Origin of the sequence: Aeromonas sp. 600948, assembly GCF_049174875.1 — a bacterium.
Classification (GTDB): Bacteria; Pseudomonadota; Gammaproteobacteria; order Enterobacterales; family Aeromonadaceae; genus Aeromonas; species Aeromonas veronii_A.
In genome coordinates this window covers 16,722-36,086 of record NZ_JAAKTY010000021.1, presented here as the reverse complement: position 1 = coordinate 36,086, position 19,365 = coordinate 16,722, and the positions used below count along the sequence as shown (strand labels likewise).

14 protein-coding genes are annotated in these 19,365 nt (G+C 56.7%); 9 read left to right on the top strand and 5 right to left on the bottom strand.

The genetic code is table 11. From position 1 onward, the window contains the following. The first annotated feature begins 305 nt into the window (after positions 1-305). The 3 genes from G5182_RS16270 (at position 306) to G5182_RS16260 (ending at position 3,040) form a co-directional block, all read left to right on the top strand. Positions 306-734 carry a VOC family protein gene (locus G5182_RS16270; protein ID WP_368226131.1) on the top strand — a complete coding sequence of 143 codons (429 nt, stop codon included), beginning with the start codon at positions 306-308 and terminating at the stop codon, positions 732-734. 138 nt (positions 735-872) lie between these two features. After that, positions 873-2,426, top strand: coding sequence for a hypothetical protein (locus G5182_RS16265; protein ID WP_236348508.1), 1,554 nt, complete (start codon positions 873-875; stop codon positions 2,424-2,426). Between the two features lie 128 nt (positions 2,427-2,554). Beyond that, positions 2,555-3,040 (top strand): GNAT family N-acetyltransferase, encoded by a 486-nt coding sequence (locus G5182_RS16260; RefSeq protein ID WP_368226134.1) that lies wholly within the window; start codon positions 2,555-2,557, stop codon positions 3,038-3,040. Positions 3,041-3,163: 123 nt separating this feature from the next. On the opposite strand, the gene eno is transcribed toward G5182_RS16260, so the two are convergent. The 5 genes from eno to rlmD form a co-directional block, all read right to left on the bottom strand. After that, complete coding sequence (gene eno / locus G5182_RS16255; protein WP_005335583.1) at positions 3,164-4,465, bottom strand: phosphopyruvate hydratase; 1,302 nt, start codon at positions 4,463-4,465, stop codon at positions 3,164-3,166. A gap of 89 nt (positions 4,466-4,554) precedes the next feature. Beyond that, positions 4,555-6,192 (bottom strand): glutamine hydrolyzing CTP synthase, encoded by a 1,638-nt coding sequence (gene pyrG / locus G5182_RS16250; protein ID WP_005343329.1) that lies wholly within the window; start codon positions 6,190-6,192, stop codon positions 4,555-4,557. Positions 6,193-6,333: 141 nt separating this feature from the next. Beyond that, entirely contained in the window at positions 6,334-7,131 is a 798-nt protein-coding gene (mazG, locus tag G5182_RS16245; RefSeq protein ID WP_043821669.1) for a nucleoside triphosphate pyrophosphohydrolase, read from the bottom strand. 178 nt (positions 7,132-7,309) lie between these two features. Further along, positions 7,310-9,523 (bottom strand): GTP diphosphokinase, encoded by a 2,214-nt coding sequence (gene relA / locus G5182_RS16240; RefSeq protein WP_005335588.1) that lies wholly within the window; start codon positions 9,521-9,523, stop codon positions 7,310-7,312. 390 nt (positions 9,524-9,913) lie between these two features. Next, the gene (gene rlmD / locus G5182_RS16235) at positions 9,914-11,236 is read right to left on the bottom strand and encodes a 23S rRNA (uracil(1939)-C(5))-methyltransferase RlmD (RefSeq protein WP_421254533.1); all 1,323 of its coding nucleotides are present in this window, start codon (positions 11,234-11,236) and stop codon (positions 9,914-9,916) included. Positions 11,237-11,389: 153 nt separating this feature from the next. Here rlmD and barA point away from each other — a divergent pair, with 153 nt between their 5' ends. From barA to G5182_RS16205, 6 genes are all read left to right on the top strand, one after another. Beyond that, positions 11,390-14,107: a two-component sensor histidine kinase BarA gene (gene barA / locus G5182_RS16230; protein ID WP_100645154.1), complete on the top strand. Its 2,718-nt coding sequence runs from the start codon at positions 11,390-11,392 to the stop codon at positions 14,105-14,107. 89 nt (positions 14,108-14,196) lie between these two features. Then, a complete protein-coding gene (locus tag G5182_RS16225; RefSeq protein WP_421212630.1) occupies positions 14,197-14,676 on the top strand; it encodes a DUF1456 family protein in 480 nt (159 codons plus the stop codon). 34 nt (positions 14,677-14,710) lie between these two features. Beyond that, positions 14,711-15,598 (top strand): N-acetylmuramoyl-L-alanine amidase, encoded by an 888-nt coding sequence (locus G5182_RS16220; protein WP_421254532.1) that lies wholly within the window; start codon positions 14,711-14,713, stop codon positions 15,596-15,598. Positions 15,599-15,753: 155 nt separating this feature from the next. Then, positions 15,754-16,221, top strand: coding sequence for a Dps family protein (locus tag G5182_RS16215; protein ID WP_021229540.1), 468 nt, complete (start codon positions 15,754-15,756; stop codon positions 16,219-16,221). 289 nt (positions 16,222-16,510) lie between these two features. Then, the gene (gene hcp / locus G5182_RS16210) at positions 16,511-18,160 is read left to right on the top strand and encodes a hydroxylamine reductase (protein ID WP_421254547.1); all 1,650 of its coding nucleotides are present in this window, start codon (positions 16,511-16,513) and stop codon (positions 18,158-18,160) included. A gap of 121 nt (positions 18,161-18,281) precedes the next feature. Continuing rightward, positions 18,282-19,271: an FAD-binding oxidoreductase gene (locus G5182_RS16205; protein ID WP_421254531.1), complete on the top strand. Its 990-nt coding sequence runs from the start codon at positions 18,282-18,284 to the stop codon at positions 19,269-19,271. Positions 19,272-19,365: the final 94 nt, after the last annotated feature.

The following is a 19,365-nucleotide window of genomic DNA, read 5'->3' as shown; positions in this document are numbered from 1 at the left end:
TATGGGGATAGTTCAAAAATGGTTGTTCACGCTATCTCGGCGCGTCATCAATCGCGGGTGAGATTTGATTAATTTATTGATCTTGCACAGAAAATCTCAATGTTGAGCTTTCTCTCCACAGCGCCATGGTTAATATTGCCATTTGGCAACACTTGCCTCGTCGGAGTCTCCCATGAGCCATGCCAACCCCATCCCGTTGGTGAACCGCAGCAGACTGGAGGCTGAAATTCAGGGGCGGTAGCCATGCCAATTCCCCTGTCTGCCAAGCCGGTGCCTCACCCACAACATGCAAATCAAGGTGGTGTATGGAAACACAAACCCTGCATCGTGGTCGCTTGATCGACCATATCCAGCTGGTGGTCAAAAATTTGGTCGCCAGCCAGCGCTTTTATACGGCTATTCTCACCACCCTCGATATTCCGCTGGGCGGCACAGGTGAGGGCTACTTCTGGGCAGACGAACTGTTTGTTACCGCCATCGACAGCCCCGCCGCGCTAGGGGTGCTGACCGGTCGCCACCATCTCGCCTTTCAGGCGCAAGACCGCGCCATGGTAGATCGTTTTTATCAGGCCGCACTGGCCCACGGCGGCAAAGACAACGGCGCCCCGGGCGAGCGTAATTATCACCCCGGCTACTACGCCGCCTTTGTCCTCGATCCGGATGGCAATAATATCGAAGCGGTTTATCACGGTGAGGCAAAACGCAGTGTGGCGTCAGTGGAAATTCTGTTTTAACAAGAGGGTGGTATGCCTGTGATTAGGACCATTATGATACTACAAAGTAAACACATCTTATTTAAAATTATAGATATACCCTCTTAATAGAGGTTTTTTAAATTAACTTAGTTAAATCACAACAATGTCAGAGGGTATATGAAATTAGGTTTTTTCTTTGGTGCTGGAGCCGAGGTTGGTTATGGCTTACCTACTGGTGGTAAGTTTGCAATTGATCTTTTCAGACAAGATGTTAGCTCTCACAAAGAGTCTCTACGTAACCAGCTAGGGACGATAAATCAACTCAGTAACTATGCTACAGATTGGCTTCCAGAAAGATATGCGACGCAAAGAATTCATGCTTTCGGAAAGAACGAATTTACAAGCTTGATTGAGTCATCAATCGAGTACAGAAAATCAGAAATTATTAGACGATTAAGTGATTTCGACAACGAAGCAGAGTATGCTTTGTCACAGCTTGGAATTAATAAAAGCACATTGATTGATAAATTCGGTGAAGAAATGGAAACCGCCTATGGTGAGTTATTGTACTCAACGGCTGTTAGGCTCAATCCAATTCTTGCTAATGAAGTACAACTCTTTGGAAGTGAATTTTACTCAGCAATATTAAGCGTAATTAGCAATAAAGAAAACACAGCAGATTTACAACGTTATGCTGGTGCATTTCTTCAGCTATTAGTTGGTGCTCATGGACAAGACTTAGTGCAAAAACTAAATCAGGAACTCTTTGAGGCCGCCCCCGACAATATACCTATTTTTGATGACGTTACAGGTATGTTTAAAATTGAGTTTAGTCGTGCAGGCTTAACTGCTCTTGAGCTATTACTAGAGAAAAAAAGAGTATATGACCTTGAGGGAGGCTCGATTAATGATTTACTTTGTGCCTTATCGCAGCAGTTGATCGAGAATATATTTACCACTGTCCTAGACTATCAGTCACTAATAGATAGTCACTTCAGGTATTTATTTTCCCCCAAAACAGAGTGGGCCAAATTCTCTAAGATGGTAGTATTTCTTAGAGCGACTAGAGCCTATATTGTTACACAACTGGAAAAAGCAGGTGAGCTTCCTGAAGAAGGATACTATCATGACTTGCAACGTTGTACAGAACTGGATATAGAAATTGGTGCTGTTGGCACAGCAAATTATAATAATTTAATAGAAAAGATATCATCAGAATTGGGTTATAGCATTCCATCAGTTCGCCATTTAAATGGTGGAGTTTGTGATTATTACAACCCATATAAAAACTCAGTAATATCATGCGCATCAGAAACTGAAGTTCCTCAAGACCAAATTCACGTCCCTTTTATCTTGACTCAAAGTGGTCTAAAACCACTTACATCTGTTGATATGTCTAGACGTTATGTAGGATTATTTGACGAATATAACTCTTGTGATGCAATCGTCGTTATAGGATATGGCTTTAATATAGATGATAGTCATATCAATGGGTTATTTCGTCAATTAATTGAAGATAATCACAAATTTCTATATTGGATTTGTCTGAGCACAGATGGCTCCGCCGAAGCCCAAAAGGTTAAACTAGTGAAAAAACTTAGAATTAGTACAGCAAACAGAAGTAAAGTTAATGTCATCCCAGTAACACCATCGGAGCGGCTAGTCGTTGATAGAAGCTGGTTAGATGTATTAAAAGAAAATGTAGAACAACAAGGCCGTAGTTCTAATTAACAAAGCGTAATCGGACGTTCACGATAGAAATATTTCGTGATAACACCAGTTGCCTTTAGAGACAGACGTTTATACGGACTCTTTATCCACCTGTTGCTTTGCTGGCGTAACACCCACCAAGGAGATAAATGAAGCCTGACTTAACCGGTACGCGGGTTGTACTGCGCACCATTGGCCCGCAGGATGCTGCCGATCTGTTCGAGATTTATGGCAATTCGCTGACCATGGAGTTTGCCTCTGATCCCTGCTTTACCTCTCCCGCCATGGTGGCGCAGATGATGGCGAGCGTGGTGCGGCTGGAGCAAACGGGTGAGTCGCTGGAGTGGGCGATTGTCGAGCGGGAGGGCAACAAGGTGATCGGCACCTGCGGCCTGCACAGTTTCAGCGAGGCGGGTCACAGCTGCGAGGTGGGCTGCCTGCTCAATGCGGCCTATTGGCGCAGAGGGTTTATGTCGGAGGCGCTGGGATTACTGTTCGCCCACGCCACCACACTGGGAGTCACCTGCCTCACCGCAGATATCGATGCAGATAACGTCCGCTCTATCGCCCTGTTTGAAAAACTGGGCTTCCAGGCGCATGCAGGGCGCTATCAGCGCACGCTCCCCTTTGTCTGACCCGACACCAGAGGTACAACCCCCTCACCTCTCAGGGCGTTACAGCAAGGAGCAGGCATAAAAAAACCGGAACCCAAGGGTTCCGGTTTTTTTCATTCCAGCCGAGGCTGGCAAACCAGCAAATTAAGCCTGGTTTTTAACTTCTTTCAGACCGCGGAAAGGAGCTTTGGCACCCAGAGCTTCTTCGATACGGATCAGCTGGTTGTACTTGGCAACACGGTCAGAACGGCTCATGGAACCGGTCTTGATCTGGCCTGCAGCGGTACCAACAGCCAGGTCGGCGATGGTCGCGTCTTCGGTCTCACCGGAGCGGTGGGAGATGACGGCAGTGTAGCCAGCGTCTTTGGCCATCTTGATGGCAGCCAGAGTTTCGGTCAGGGAACCGATCTGGTTGAACTTGATCAGGATGGAGTTGGCGATGCCGTTGTCGATACCGCGCTTCAGGATCTTGGTGTTGGTTACGAACAGGTCGTCACCCACGATCTGGATTTTCTTACCCAGTTCAGCAGTCTGGTAGGCGAAACCTTCCCAGTCAGATTCGTCCAGGCCATCTTCGATGGAGACGATCGGGAACTTGGTGGTCAGGTCAGCCAGGAAGTCGGAGAAACCGTTGGAGGTGAAGACACGACCTTCGCCTTTCAGGTTGTACTCTTTCTTCTCTGCGTCGTAGAACTCGGAAGCAGCGCAGTCCATAGCCAGGGTGATGTCGGTGCCCAGTTTGTAACCGGCAGCGGCAACGGCTTCAGCGATAACTTCCAGCGCTTCGGCGTTGGATTTCAGGTTCGGAGCGAAACCACCTTCGTCACCAACTGCAGTGTTGTAGCCCTTGGACTTCAGCACTTTGGCCAGGTTGTGGAACACTTCTGCGCCCATGCGAACGGCTTCTTTCAGGGTCTTGGCGCCAACCGGCTGGATCATGAACTCCTGGATGTCGACGTTGTTGTCGGCGTGCTCACCACCGTTGATGATGTTCATCATCGGCAGCGGCATGGAGTAAACACCCGGGGTGCCGTTCAGCTCGGCGATGTGGGCGTACAGCGGCATGCCTTTGGCAGCAGCGGCAGCTTTGGCGTTAGCCAGGGAAACAGCCAGGATGGCGTTGGCGCCGAACTTGGATTTGTTCTCGGTACCGTCGAGGTCGATCATGATCTGGTCGACAGTGGCCTGGTCCTTGGCATCTTTACCCAGCAGAGCTTGAGCGATCGGGCCGTTTACGGCTTCGATGGCTTTCAGCACGCCTTTACCCAGGAAACGGCTCTTGTCGCCGTCACGCAGTTCCAGCGCTTCGCGGGAACCGGTGGACGCACCAGACGGAGCGGCTGCCATACCAACAAAACCACCTTCCAGGTGAACTTCGGCCTCAACGGTCGGGTTACCACGGGAGTCGATGATTTCACGACCGATCACTTTAACGATCTTGGACATGTGTATTTCCTCAGGTTTCGTAAAAAAACAACAAAAATATGCCAAAAAAAGCGGCTGTGGCACAGTGCCCCAACCGCATTTATTTTCAATTACTTCAAATTACGCTTCTGATACTCGCCTGCCGCCTTCACAAAACCGGCGAACAGAGCGTGGCCATCACGAGGAGTAGAGGTGAACTCCGGGTGGAACTGCGCAGCCACGAACCAGGGGTGATCCGGGATCTCGATGATTTCCACCAACTTCTTGTCAGCGGAGAGACCGGTCACTTTCAGGCCGGCTGCCTCGATCTGCGGCAGCAGCTTGTTGTTGACTTCATAACGGTGGCGGTGACGCTCGTAAATGGTCGGGCTGCCGTACATCTGACGCACCTTGGAATCTTCGACCAGGTGGCAGAGCTGGGAACCCAGACGCATGGTACCGCCCAGATCAGACTTCTCGGTACGGGTCTCGATATTGCCCTCTTCATCCACCCACTCGGTGATGAGGCCAACGACCGGGTATGCGCAATCTTTCTTGAATTCGGAGGAGTGAGCCCCTTCCATGCCCGCCACGTTGCGAGCGAATTCGATCATGGCAACCTGCATGCCGAGGCAGATACCCAGGTAGGGGATCTTGTTCTCGCGGGCATACTGGGCAGCCAGAATTTTGCCTTCCACACCGCGCTCACCGAAGCCACCCGGCACCAGGATCGCGTCCAGACCTTCCAGCAGCTCGGCGCCACGGGTCTCGATATCCTGAGAGTCGATGTACTTGATGTTGACGGAGTGACGGGTCTTGAGACCACCGTGCTTGAGCGCCTCGTTGACGGACTTGTAGGCGTCCGGCAGGGAGACGTACTTGCCGACCATACCGATGGTCACTTCACCAGTCGGGTTGGCCTCTTCGTAGATAACCTGTTCCCACTCGGACAAGTCAGCCTCTTTGCACTCCAGACCGAAACGCTCGGTGAAGTAGGAGTCCAGATTCTGGGATTTCAGCAGTGCCGGGATCTTGTAGATGGAGTCGACGTCTTTCATGGAGATGACGGCGCGCTCGGGCACGTTGCAGAACAGGGCGATCTTGGCGCGCTCGTTGGCCGGAATGGCACGGTCGGAGCGGCAGATCAGCACATCCGGCTGGATACCGATGGAGAGCAGCTCTTTGACGGAGTGCTGGGTCGGCTTGGTCTTCACTTCACCGGCAGCGGCCAGGTAAGGAACCAGCGTCAGGTGCATGAACATGGCGTTGTTGCGGCCCACTTCGGCAGCCAACTGACGAATGGCTTCGAGGAACGGCAGGGACTCGATGTCACCTACGGTACCGCCCACTTCGACGATGGCAACCTGATGGCCTTCGGCACCGGCAATCACCCGCTCTTTGATGGCGTTGGTGATGTGCGGGATAACCTGAATGGTGGCGCCCAGATAGTCACCACGACGCTCTTTACGCAGTACGTCGGCGTAAATACGGCCGGTGGTAAAGTTGTTGCGACGGGTCATCTTGGTGCGGATGAAACGCTCGTAGTGGCCCAAATCCAGATCGGTTTCGGCCCCGTCCTCGGTTACGAACACTTCACCATGCTGGGTCGGGCTCATGGTGCCCGGATCCACGTTGATGTACGGGTCCAGTTTCATGATGGTCACATCCAGACCACGGGCTTCCAGAATGGCTGCCAGAGAAGCTGCGGCAATGCCTTTGCCGAGGGATGAAACAACGCCACCAGTAACAAAAATATATTTGGTCGTCATGCTGAACCTGAAAGAAGTTTAGGGAATTTTAAGGGGTGCTTCGGGGATGAAGCAGGACGGGGAAACAGTATACCAAAAACCCCTCTCCCAAACAATGAGCAAAAATCTATCAGGCTCACCGCCCCCCCATCTTGCGCCAAATCAACTTTGCTCGGTTTCCTTCGCCTTATCCCAGGCGGCATCGAGCTTTTCGAGGGTGCAATCGGTCATTTTCAAGCCTTCTGCGGCGATTATCTGCTCAACCTGACGAAAACGACGTTCGAACTTGGCGTTGGCACCTCGCAGCACCTGCTCCGGATCCTTGCCCAGATGACGCACCAGATTGACGGTGGCAAACAGCAGATCGCCGAGCTCGTCGCTCACCCTCGCCTCGTCCACATCGGCCATCAATGCCTCTTCCATCACCTCGTCGATCTCTTCGTGGATCTTGTCCACCACAGGCCCCAACGTCTTCCAGTCGAATCCGACGGTGGCGCAGCGTTTCTGAATTTTGGCGGCGCGGGTCAGGGCAGGCAGCGCCTGCGGGATGTCGTCCAGCACGCTCTCTTTGTCGAGGGCCGCCCGCTCTTTGGCTTTTTCCGCCTCCCAGTTCGCTTTTACCGCCTGCTCGTTGGAGAGATCTGCATCGGAAAAAACGTGGGGGTGACGACGAATGAGCTTCTCGCTCACTGTATCGACGATATCGGCAAAGTCGAACAAGCCCCGCTCTTTACCCAGCTGGGCGTAAAACACCACCTGAAACAGCAGATCCCCCAACTCCCCTTTCAGCCCCTGCCAATCCTCGGTCTCGATGGCATCGGCCACCTCGTAGGCCTCTTCCAGGGTGTGCGGCACTATGGTCTGGAAGTCCTGTTTCAGATCCCAGGGGCAGCCGTTTTGCGGATCGCGCAGGCGAGCCATGATGTCGAGCAGTTGAGGCAGATCGTAACGTTGAGACATGGGCTACTCACTTTCGATTCGTTAAATGGGGATGAAGCGACATCAGGCCGCGCAGCCGAGCAATCTCATGTCGAGCAGTTGGGGCAGATCGTAACGTTGGGACATGGGATATTCGCTTTCGATTCGTTCAAAAAGGGTCGTAAATGCAGACCGGCCACTGGGGCCGGTCGGTTCGCTATCAAAGCCGCTTGGCGCTGATCACATCGTTTAGCTGGCTGAGCTTGGCCAACGCCCGGTTGAAGGCGTTGATGTTGTAAATCTCCAACTCCATGTCGATCTCGGCGGTCTGCTCGCGCACGTTGGAGCGCGAGCGCACCCCCATCACATTGATCTTCTCGTTGGCCAGCACGGTAGTGATATCGCGCAGCAGGCCGGAGCGATCGTTGGAGATAATCCGGATGGTGAGGCCGTAGCCGCCGGAGTAGTTCTCCCCCCACACCGCATCGATCAGCCGCTCCGGGTTGCGCCGTGACAGCTCCTTGAGCTGCTCACAATCTTCCCGGTGAATGGATACACCGCGCCCCATGGTGATAAAGCCCTGAATGGAGTCCCCCGGAATGGGCTGACAGCAGCGGGCGATATGGGTCATCAGGTTGCCGACCCCTTCCACCACTATGTGATCCTTGGGCTTGTGGCGCATCGGCGCATTGGCCTTCTGCTCCAGCTTCTCCAGCAGGCGGCGATCTTCCTCTTCCGCCGTCGGCTTGTTGTAGCAGGTGTCGAGATAGTTGAGCACCTGGTTGATGCGGATATCGCCGCTGCCGATACCGGCCAGCAGATCGTCGGTGCTCTCCAGATTGAAGCGGCGCAGCATGTTGCCCTTGTCGATCTTGGACATGCTGAGGTTGTGGCGATCCAGCTCCTTCTCGAACAGCTCGCGACCGGCCACGATATTCTTGTCCCGATCCAGTTTTCTGAACCAGGTCGCCACCTTGGCCCGCGCCCGGCTGGAGCGCAGGAAGCCGGCGTTGGGGTTCATCCAGTCGCGGCTCGGGTTCGGCTCCTTCTGGGTGATCACCTCCACCTGATCGCCGGTCTGCAGCGCGTAGGTGAACGGCACGATGCGGCCGTCAATCTTGGCGCCGATGCAGCGGTGGCCGATCATGCTGTGGACGTGATAGGCAAAATCAAGCGGGGTAGCGCCAGCCGGCAGGTCGATGACATCCCCTTTCGGGGTGAAAACGTAGACTCTGTCCTCGAACACCTGACTGCGCAGGTCTTCGAGCAGGGAACCGCTCTCGGAGAGATCCTCCTGCCAGGCGAGCAGTTTGCGCAGCCACTCGATCTTGTCTTCGAAGGTGTTGGCCTTGCCGCCTGCCTGTGCCCCTTCCTTGTAGCGCCAGTGCGCCGCGACGCCGAGCTCGGCATCCTGATGCATCTGGTCGGTACGGATCTGGATCTCGACCGTCTTGCCCTCAGGCCCCACCACTACGGTGTGAATTGACTGGTAGCCGTTGGGTTTAGGGTTGGCGACATAGTCGTCAAACTCGCGGGGAATGTGGTGGAACTGGGTATGGACGATACCGAGCGCCGCATAGCAATCCTGCAGCCGCTTGGTCACTACCCGCACCGCGCGCACGTCGAACAACTCGTTGAATTCGAGGTGCTTCTTCTGCATCTTGCGCCAGATGCTGTAGATGTGTTTCGGGCGGCCGTACACCTCGGCGTCAACTCCCGCCTCTTTCAGCCCATTACGCAGGGATTGCACAAACTCGCGGATATAGCGCTCGCGGTCGAGCCGCTTCTCGTCGAGCTGCTTGGCGATCTGCTTGTAGGTATCCGGGTGCAGGTAACGGAAGGCGAGATCTTCCAGCTCCCACTTGAGCTGGCCGATGCCCAGACGGTTGGCGAGCGGCGCATAGATATTGGTGATCTCCTGAGCCATCAGCACCCGGGTCTCTTCATCTGCCGTCTTCGCTTCCCGCAGGCAGGCGATCCGCTCCGCCAGCTTGATCACCACGGCACGCACATCCTCGACCATGGCAAGCAACATGCGACGCACATTGTCGACCTGCTCCGGCGAGGTTTCGCTGCGATGGAGGGTCTGCAGGGAGCGGATGGCTTCCATCTCCAGCACCCCTTCCACCAGCTTGGCGATCTTGGAGCCGAAGTCCTCGTCCATCCGCTCCTGGCTGATGAGACCGGCTTCGACGAAGGGGTAGATGATGGCCGCTTTGAGAGTGCCGATATCCATGCTGAGCATCTGCAGGATGCCCACCATTTCGATGCCACGTACCAGCAGCTTGCTGGTCAGCGCCTCGTCACCGAGCGTCAGACAATACTGGTAGACGGTTCGCAGCTGATCCTTTTCACTGTCACTCAGGGAGAGCGAGCTGACCCACTCTTCCAGGGTGAAGTTGTCTTTCAAATGAATATCGCGAACCGCAACCATGGTATCAATCCTTTAAATTATCGGGCCGAAAGCTGTCACTTTCCCCCCTCATGAGATTGCCTCAAATGGGGATATCCGGCGCACTTTTCAAGGCATATTGTCCAGAAAGACAATAGAGCGCGCCAACAGGCCCTGCCGAACGACGAGGGTCTAGATTACCCCAATCACACCAGCTCAAACAGCCGCAGACATGCCAGATTACATATCTGCATCGCCGTACTGATGAGCAGGATTACTTCATATACACACCCGCTCAAACAGACGCAGACATGCCAGATTACATATCCGCATCGCCGTACCGATGAGCAGGATTACTTCGTATACACACCTGCTCAAACAGTAACAAACATGCCGGATGACCTATCCGGCATCGCCGAACTGATGAGTCATTTACTCCCGTTCAAACAGCGCCATGGACTCCAGATGACCGGTGTGAGGGAACATGTCTAGCATGCCGAGGCGCACCAGACGGTAACCCCCTTTCACCAGCACCTGACTGTCCCGCGCCAGGGTGACCGGGTTACAGGAGACGTAGACCACCCGCTTGGGTGAAAGTTTCACGACGTGTCCCATCACTTCCAGCGCGCCGGGACGAGCCGGATCCAGCAGTACCAGATCAAACCCTTCACGCGCCCAGGACATGCCGACTATGTCATCGCTCAGGTCTGCCTTGTAGAAACGAGCATTGGTGATGCCGTTGCGACGGGCGTTCTCTTCGGCCCGCTGCACCATGGCCAGTTCACCTTCGACACCCACCACTTCGCGAGCCTGACGGGCCAGCGGCAGGGTGAAGTTGCCGATGCCGCAGAAGAGATCGAGCACCTTGTCATCCTTGCTCGCCCCGAGCCATGTCAGCGCCTGCTCAACCATGCTCTGGTTGATGGGGCCGTTGACCTGAATGAAATCACCGGGAGCAAATGCAAGAGACAGGCCATCCAGCGAGTAGGATGGGGAAAATTGTTGCTGCAGCGCTTCGATGCGATCATCGGCCGCCTGCAGATAGAGGTCGATCCCCTGCGCTTTTGCAAACTCCACCAGCAGGGCGCGGTCCGCCTCATTGGGACGGCCGGTGTGACGCAGCAGCATCATGATCCCCTGCTCGGCCTGGATAAGCTCGGCATGGCCCAGCTCGCGCTGGCTCTTCAAGCGATTGAGGCACTCACGCAGCGGGGCAATCAGCGCAGAGAGCGTCTCGGCCAGCACAGGGCAACTGTCGATCTCCACCAGATCGTTGCTGTTGCGACGGCGGAAACCGACCCGGGTGCAGCGACCGTTCTTGTCAAATTTGATGGCCAGACGACAGACCCGGCGATAGGCACGATCTTCACCGGTCAGTACCGGCTCCAGCGCCGGCGCCTTGATGTTGCCCAACCGCTCGAACAGGCTGACCAGTCCGGCCGCCTTGGCGGCTTGCTGATCGGCAACCGACATGTGCTGGGCACTGCACCCGCCGCACTCGCGATAGTGGCTGCAAAAGGGGGCGATACGGTTGGCTGCCGGGGTCACTACCTGCTGCAAGGCGGCGTGACCATACTGCTTTTTCTCTTCGGTGATGCGTGCCTTGACGGTCTCGCCGGGCAGCGCCCCTTCGACGAAGATCGCCTTGCCCTGATGGCGACCGATACCGACGCAGTGGTGATCGAGGGTGTCTATCGTAAATTCAATGCGTTGGAGCTGGGTGGACTTCTTTTGGGGCTTGAAAAACTGGGCCATAAAACTTGGTGCCTATAGGTGGCTATGTCATGATTGTGGAATCTGCTGCCGGGTATTGTCCCACAAGAATAATAGTATGACCAAATACGGCCACAGAGCCCGTGTATTGCCATCAACCCTATCGCCAACCCTGTTCACTGGTGGCCTGTTCGTATGACCAAATATGGCCTGAGAGCACGCGTTCTCGCCTTCACCATCCTGCCGACCCTGATCATCGGTGGCCTGATGGCCGGTTACTTCACCTTCCACCGCTACCAGCAGCTGGAAAACAACCTCATTGATCAGGGGATCAACATCATCGAACCGCTGGCGATCGCCAGTGAATACGGGATGACCCAGCACAGTCGAGAATCCCTCAAGCGACTGATTGGCCTGACCCATCGCAAGAACTCCCCCTTCATCAAGTCCATCGCAGTCTTCACCCAGGACAACCAGCTGTTCGTCACCTCGAACTACCACCGGGATTTCACCCGACTCAGACTGCCCGATGGCGAGCCCATTCCGGATCTGACCAGCGTGACGTTTCAGGGGGATGACATCATTTTGCGCACCCCGATCCAGGCTGAAACCAGTCTGGATGGCTTCCCGCTGCCCAGCGATGTAGAGCCGCCGATGATCGGCTACATCTCGATGCAGATGGCGACCGACAGGGCCATGCTGCTGCAGTACCGCGACACCTTCTTTGCGGTGATCATGGTGCTCATCGGGGTCGCCTTCAGTACCCTGTTTGGCTTCCGTCTGGTCAAGAGCGTGACCCAGCCCATCACCAACATGGTGCAGGCGGTGCACAAGATCAGGGAGGGGCGGCTCGATACCCGGGTCAGCGGCCAGCTCACCGGCGAGCTGGATATGCTGAAAAATGGCATCAACGCCATGGCCAAGGCGCTCTCCGAATATCACGAAGAGATGCAGCAGAATATCGATCAGGCCACCTCTGACCTGCGCGAAACTCTGGAGCAGATCGAGATCCAGAACGTCGAACTCGACATGGCCAAGAAACGGGCGCAGGAGGCGGCGCGGGTCAAGTCGGAGTTTCTGGCCAACATGTCCCACGAATTGCGTACCCCGCTCAACGGGGTCATCGGTTTTACCCGCCAGCTGCTGAAAACCAGCCTGACCCCGAGCCAGACCGACTACATGCAGACCATCGAGAAGTCGGCGCGCAACCTGCTTGGCATCATCAACGACATCCTCGACTTCTCTAAGCTGGAAGCGGGCAAGCTGCAGCTGGAGCATATCCCGTTCAGCCTGCGCGACACCCTCAACGAGACCATGCACCTGCTCGGCCCCAGCGCCCACGACAAGCAGCTGGAGCTCTCCTTGCGGGTGGATGCCGATGTGCCGGACTACCTCACCGGCGACCCCATGCGTCTGCAACAGGTGCTGACCAACCTCACCGGCAACGCCATCAAGTTCACCGAACAGGGCAACGTCGATGTCCATATCGAGCAGACCGGCAGTGGCAACCACAAGGTGAGGCTCAACGTCCAGATCCGCGATACCGGCATCGGCATCTCCCAAGAGCAGCAACATCAGCTGTTCCAGGCCTTCAATCAGGCCGACTCCTCCATCTCCCGCCGTTATGGCGGCACAGGCCTAGGCCTCGTTATCACCCAGAAGCTGGTGCAGCAGATGGGCGGCCAGATCCGCTTTGAATCGGAGCTCGGCAAGGGCTCCATCTTCTCGTTCAGTCTGGATGTGGAGGTCTCACCCCTGCCCCAGACCGATCAACTGCCGCTGGATCGGATCCGTGGCAAGCGGCTCTGGCTGCTGGAACCGGATCCCTTCGCGCAAGCCTCTCTGCTCGCCCTGCTGGCGGAGTGGCACCTCGACGTGCACCCACTGACCAGCGATGATCCCTGGCCCGAGATGAGCGAGCAGGAGATGGTGATCATCGGCAGCAGCACCCTGCATACGCCGCAGCAAGTGCTCGGCCGCCTCGACAGACTGAACGGCCAGCAGCAGAACACCATAGTGCTGCTCAGCAGCCACGAGCCGTCGCTCTATGAAGCTATGCTGGCCCATGGCGCCCAGCACTGTCTCTCCAAACCGGTCAACCACCGCAAGCTGCTGCACGCCCTGCTCTCGCCGGAATCGAGCCGCCAGAAGCTGCCCGCCCAGCCTGCACCGCGCCAGTTGCAGCCGATCAAGGTGCTGGCGGTGGATGACAACGCCGCCAACCTCAAGCTGATCGCCGCCATGCTCAAGGAGATGGTGAGTCAGGTGGTGGTGTGCAAAAACGGCAAGGAGGCGGTCAAGCAGGCCCAGAGCCAGCCATTCGACATCATCTTCATGGATATCCAGATGCCGATCATGGATGGCATCAGCGCCACCCAGGCGATCCGCAACCAGTCCCTCAACACCACCACACCGATCGTGGCGGTGACCGCCCACGCCATCCCCGGCGAACGGGAGCGCCTGATCCGGCAGGGGATGGACGACTATCTGGCCAAGCCCATCGACGAGAGCATGCTGGCCCAGCTCATCACCGACTTTGCCCATCGCCGCCACCAGAATAATGGTGCCCAACAGATCGACTGGGCACTGGCGGTGCGGCAAGCGGCGGGGAAAGAGCATCTCGCCAGAGAGATGCTGACCATGCTGCTGGCCAGTTTCGACGAAGTGGAACCTGTGCTGGATAGCGCGCTGGCTGGCGAAATTGAAGATAGCGAAGTGTTGGCCCAGCTCCATCGCCTCAACGGTGGCTGTGCCTATTCCGGTGTGCCGGGGCTGCAACGGCTGCTCTCCCAGCTGGAGCAACAGCTGCGTGACGGCGTGCCGGTCAGCGAGCTGGAACCCGAGCTGCTGGAGCTGCAAGATGCGCTGGAACTGGTGCGCCAGGAGGCGCCCCGCTATCTCGGCAAGGCTTGATGAGCTTGACCTGAACTGTATCGGCCCCCGCTTTTTCTGACGCGAGGGCTGCCAGATGGTAAAGTTGCGCCGTTTACACAGGAGTCAGCATGACCAACAACGATATTCTGCGCCGTCTGCGCTACGCCCTCACCATCAGCAACGACCAGATGGTCGAGATGTTTGCCAAGGGCAACCTGACGGTCACTCACGCCCAACTGCACAGCTGGTTGATGAAAGAGGCGGCGGAAGGTGAAGAGCAAGAGGCAGGCTATGTTGCCTGTCCCGACTCGGCCCTGAGCCAGTTCCTCGACGGTTTCATCATCGCGCGCCGCGGCGGGCGGGAAGATGCACCGGCCCAGGTGATCCCGAACCGGATCAACAACAATATGATCCTGCGCAAGCTGCGCATCGGTCTCAACTTCAAGGAAGAGGATATGCTCGGCACCCTCAAGCTCGCCGACTTCAACCTCTCCAAGTCCGAGCTCAGTGCCCTGTTCCGCTCCAAGGATCACAAGCACTATCAGGATTGCGGGGATCAGATCCTGCGCAACTTCCTGATCGGTCTCACGGCCAAATACCGCGGCTAACCAGCCGCGCGACTGACCAGACAGGGCCTTCGACATGTGCCAGCGACTCACTCCTCCCACGCTCAGCAGCCTGGCTGTGGCAGGGGGATGGCGCTGGTGCTCTCTTCTTCCCCTCTTTTTTCTGCCACTGGTTCTGCTGCTGGGTGGTTGTACTCCGTCCGAATACCAGCTCTCTACCCGCTATCAGAGCGCCAACCAGAATGAGCGGATCGCCTTTCTGATCCTCCATTACACCGATGAAGATGATGCCAACTCCCTGCGCCTGCTGACCGAGCCGGAGCACAAGGTGAGCGCCCACTACCTGATCCCCCGCGACAGCCACGAGACCCCGCTACCGGTCTATCAGCTGGTGCCGGACAGCGCGCGCGCCTGGCATGCGGGACGCAGCCGCTGGCACCAATATGCCGGGCTCAATGCCAGCTCCCTTGGCATCGAGATCGTCAACCTCGGCTATCCAGCGGAAGATGAGCCGCTGGCCCCCGATGCCCGCCGCTGGCAACCCTATACCCCGCAGCAGATAGCTGCCGTCGGCGCACTCAGCCGGGAGCTGGTCGCCCGCTACCAGATTCCACCGACCCAGGTGCTGGGCCACAGCGATGTCGCCCCCGAGCGCAAGCAGGATCCCGGCCCCCACTTCCCCTGGCGCCAGCTCTATCTGACGTACGGAGTCGGCGCCTGGCCAGATGAAGGTCGGGTGGCCGAGTTACTGGCCAGCCCCTTGCCCGATTGGGATGCGGCCATGTGGCAGCAGCAGCTGGCCCGCTATGGCTATGGCCTGCCCCGGAGCGGCCAGTGGGATGAGCAGAGCCACGCCGTCATGGGCGCCTTTCAGCTCCACTTTCGCGCCAGCAAGGTCGATAGCAAACCGGACCGCGAGTGCCAGGCCATCCTGATGGCGCTGCTCGAAAAATACTTCCCCTAATCCTCATCTATTGTCACCGTTGCTGCGTACTGTTTGATAGCCGTTAGCTATCAAACAGTTAGGCACAAGCAATTGTCCCTGCATTTTGCAAGGCGTTATTCTGACTGCGTTCCGAAAGAGAATTTCAAACCGATTTCCAAATCTGGAGGTGAATGATGAAAAGCCCGATTGGTCTTGATACTGCTCAATCACAAGCCCTGGCAGCCGAGTTGAACAAATTGCTGGCCAGCTACCAGATCCTCTACATGAACGTGCGCGGCTTCCACTGGAATATCCGTGGCAACCAGTTCTTCGAACTGCACCTGAAATTTGAAGAGATTTACAACGACCTGCTGTTGAAAGTCGATGCACTGGCCGAGCGGATCCTGACCCTGGATGGCGTGCCAATGCACAGCTTCAGCGACTATCTGAAAGTCTCTGCCATCCCGGAGCAAAAAGGGCTGCACGATGGCCGCGCCTGTGTCGAATCCCTGCTGGAGAGCTTCCGCGAACTGCTGGTCGCCCAGCGCCGTATTCTGGGTCAGGCCGCCGAAGCTGGTGATGAGGGCACTGCCTCCATCCTCTCCGACTATGTGCAGCAGCAGGAAAAACTGGTCTGGATGCTGCGCGCTTATCTGGCCTGATAGTGAACCAAGCCGACTACAGCGTACGTATGCTGGGTTGAGTAAGTTCCGGGCCGAAAGCTCCTGACCAGACCACGGCCCAATCCGTCTGATTGTTATGTTCTGTTGCAAACCTGAGTTGTCTCTCCTTTTATCCACCCGCTTGCCGCCCTGTTTGGGCGGCTTTTTTTGTTTTTGATCTGCATCAAAGGAATCTTAATTGGCAAATTGAATACCTATTAAGTTTTTCGCGAGAGGAATAGAATCGCCACAAAACAGACAACTGAAATGTCCAATTAGGAGAGGCATGATGTTTTGTGTGCAATGTGAACAGACAATTCGTACCCCGGCTGGCAACGGCTGTGCCTACGCACAAGGTATGTGCGGCAAGACGGCGGAAACCTCGGATCTGCAGGATGTACTGATCTACACCCTGCAGGGGCTCAGCGCCTGGGCGCTGGCCGCCCGCGAGCAGGGCATCATCGACCGCGAGATCGATGCCTTCGTGCCCAAGGCCTTCTTCGCCACCCTCACCAACGTCAACTTCGACTCGAATCGCATCGTGGCCTATGTCAATCAGGCGCTCGCCTATCGCCAGCAGCTGGCCGATCGTATGACCGCCATGGCGGTGCAGGTCAAAGACTTGTCACAGTCCGCTTACTTCGAACCCGGTGCCGAGCTGCTGGAGCAACTTGCCCATGCCGCACCAGCCGCCCCCAATCGGGGCAAGAACGAGGTAAACGAAGACATCATGGGGCTGCGTCTGCTCTGCCTCTACGGCCTCAAGGGCGCCGCCGCCTACATGGAGCACGCCCGGGTGCTGGATCAGCAGAGTGACGAGGTGGCCGCCGAATTCCACCGCATCATGAGCTGGCTAAGCACAGACCCGAGCGAAATGGGTCGGCTGTTCAGCTGTGCCATGGAGATCGGTCAGCTCAACTTCAAAATCATGGAGATGCTGGATCTCGGTGAAACCAGCGCCTTCGGCCATCCGGAGCCGACCCGGGTCAGGGTCACCCCGATCCCCGGCAAGTGCATTCTGGTCTCCGGCCACGACATGATGGATCTCAAGCTCATTCTGGAGCAGACCAAAGGGACCGGCATTCATGTCTACACCCACGGCGAGATGCTGCCCGCACTGGCCTATCCCTTCTTCAAGCAGTACCCCCATCTGGTGGGCAACTACGGCTCCGCCTGGCAGAACCAGCAGAAAGAGTTTGCCAACTTCCCGGGCGCGGTGGTAATGACCTCCAACTGCATCATCGACCCGAACGTGGGCAACTACTCGGACCGCATCTTCACCCGCTCCATCGTCGGCTGGCCGGGCGTAACCCATCTTGAGGGGGATGATTTCTCCGCCGTGATCGCCAAGGCCCAAGCGCTTGAAGGCTTCAAACACACCGAACTCGAACACTTCATCACCATCGGCTTTGCCCGCAACGCCCTGATGCAGGCAGCACCCGCGGTGATCGAGAAGGTCAAGGCCGGGGAGATCAGCCACTTCTTCCTGGTGGGTGGCTGTGACGGCGACAAGGCCGAGCGCGCCTACTTCACCGAGTTTGCCAAGGCGGCACCGCGCGACAGCCTGCTGCTCACCCTGGGTTGCGGCAAATACAAGTTCAACAAGCTCGACTTTGGCGACATCGGCGGCATTCCGCGTCTGCTGGACGTGGGTCAGTGCAACGATGCCTACTCCGCCATTCAGTTGGCGCTGGCACTCTCCGAGGCGTTCGAGTGCGGGGTCAACGATCTGCCGCTGACGCTGGTGCTCTCCTGGTTCGAGCAAAAAGCCATCGTCATTCTGCTCACCCTGCTCTCCCTCGGGGTGAAGGACATCCGCACCGGGCCAACCGCCCCCGCCTTCCTCACCCCGGCGCTGCTCAAGGTACTGGAGGAGCAATTTGGCCTGAAAGGGACCACCACCGCCGAGGCTGACCTGGCCGAGATCCTGGCGGCCTGATCGGTACCTCATGTTGTAAGCGTTTGGCGAGCCGCCCGGCTCGCCTTTTTTCTGGATCCGGCTTTTTCACCAGACGTTTTTCAAACCGTTTCAAACCTTATCAAACCCAAGGAGCCTTGTGATGACCTCTCTCACGCTCACCTGCATTGGCCGCCAACAGAACACCCACGACGTCGTGAGCTGGCAGCTGGCGCCCCTTTCCGGCAGCCTCCCTCCCGTACTGGCTGGCCAGTGCATCACCCTGCATACCGAGATTGACGGCCAGCCGGAGTGCCGCGCCTATACCCTCTCCTCCAGCCCGCAGGATGCATGCTGGCAGGTCACCATCAAGGATGTGGGACGGGTCTCCCACCATCTGCATCAGACCTTGCAGGTGGGAGACAAGATCCGGGTGGATGGTCCCTTTGGCGACTTCAACCTGACCGCCCTGCCTTGTGAACGGCCACTGCTCTTGAGCGCCGGTTCCGGCATCACCCCCATGTGGTCCATGTTGCGGGACGAGCTGGCCAAACGGCCGGATGCCGATATCCGCTTTATTCATAGCGCCCGCTCGCCAGCAGATGTGATCTTCGCAGATAACTTGGCTGCACTGGCTGAGGCCCATGCCGGTGTACGGCATACCCTGATTCTGGAAGATGCCCCAGCAGATCACCCCTGGATTGGCCGACTCACCCCCGCCATGCTGGCCGAACTGGCTCCAGATCTGCGCGAACGCCATGTCTATCTCTGCGGCCCGGCCCCCTATATGGCGGCGGTCAGCGCCATGCTGGCAGAGCTGGGATTGCCGCCGGAGCAACTGCATCAGGAGTCCTTCGGTCTTCCTCCAGCAGAGCCCATCAAGACCACCAGCGACCACTTCTGGCTAACCCTGAAAAAGAGCGGCAAGAAAGTGAAAATCCTGCCGGGTCAGACCCTGCTGGCGGCGCTGGAAGCGGCGGGCGAAACCATAATGGCGGCTTGTCGCGCCGGGGTATGTGGCAGCTGTCGTTGCACCACCACAGGTGACATCGAGCGCCAGAGCGTGATGACCTTAAGTGCTCAGGATCTGGAGAGCGGCGTTGCTCTAGCCTGCTCCTGCACCGCGAAAGGGGATATCAGTCTCGATTATTGAGGCGTGGTGCAGGCTTTTGTGAGGTGCGGTGAAGGCGTCATCGGTATCCCAACCTTTTCCCAAGTAGACAGGGGCGCTAGACTCGGCCCCAGTT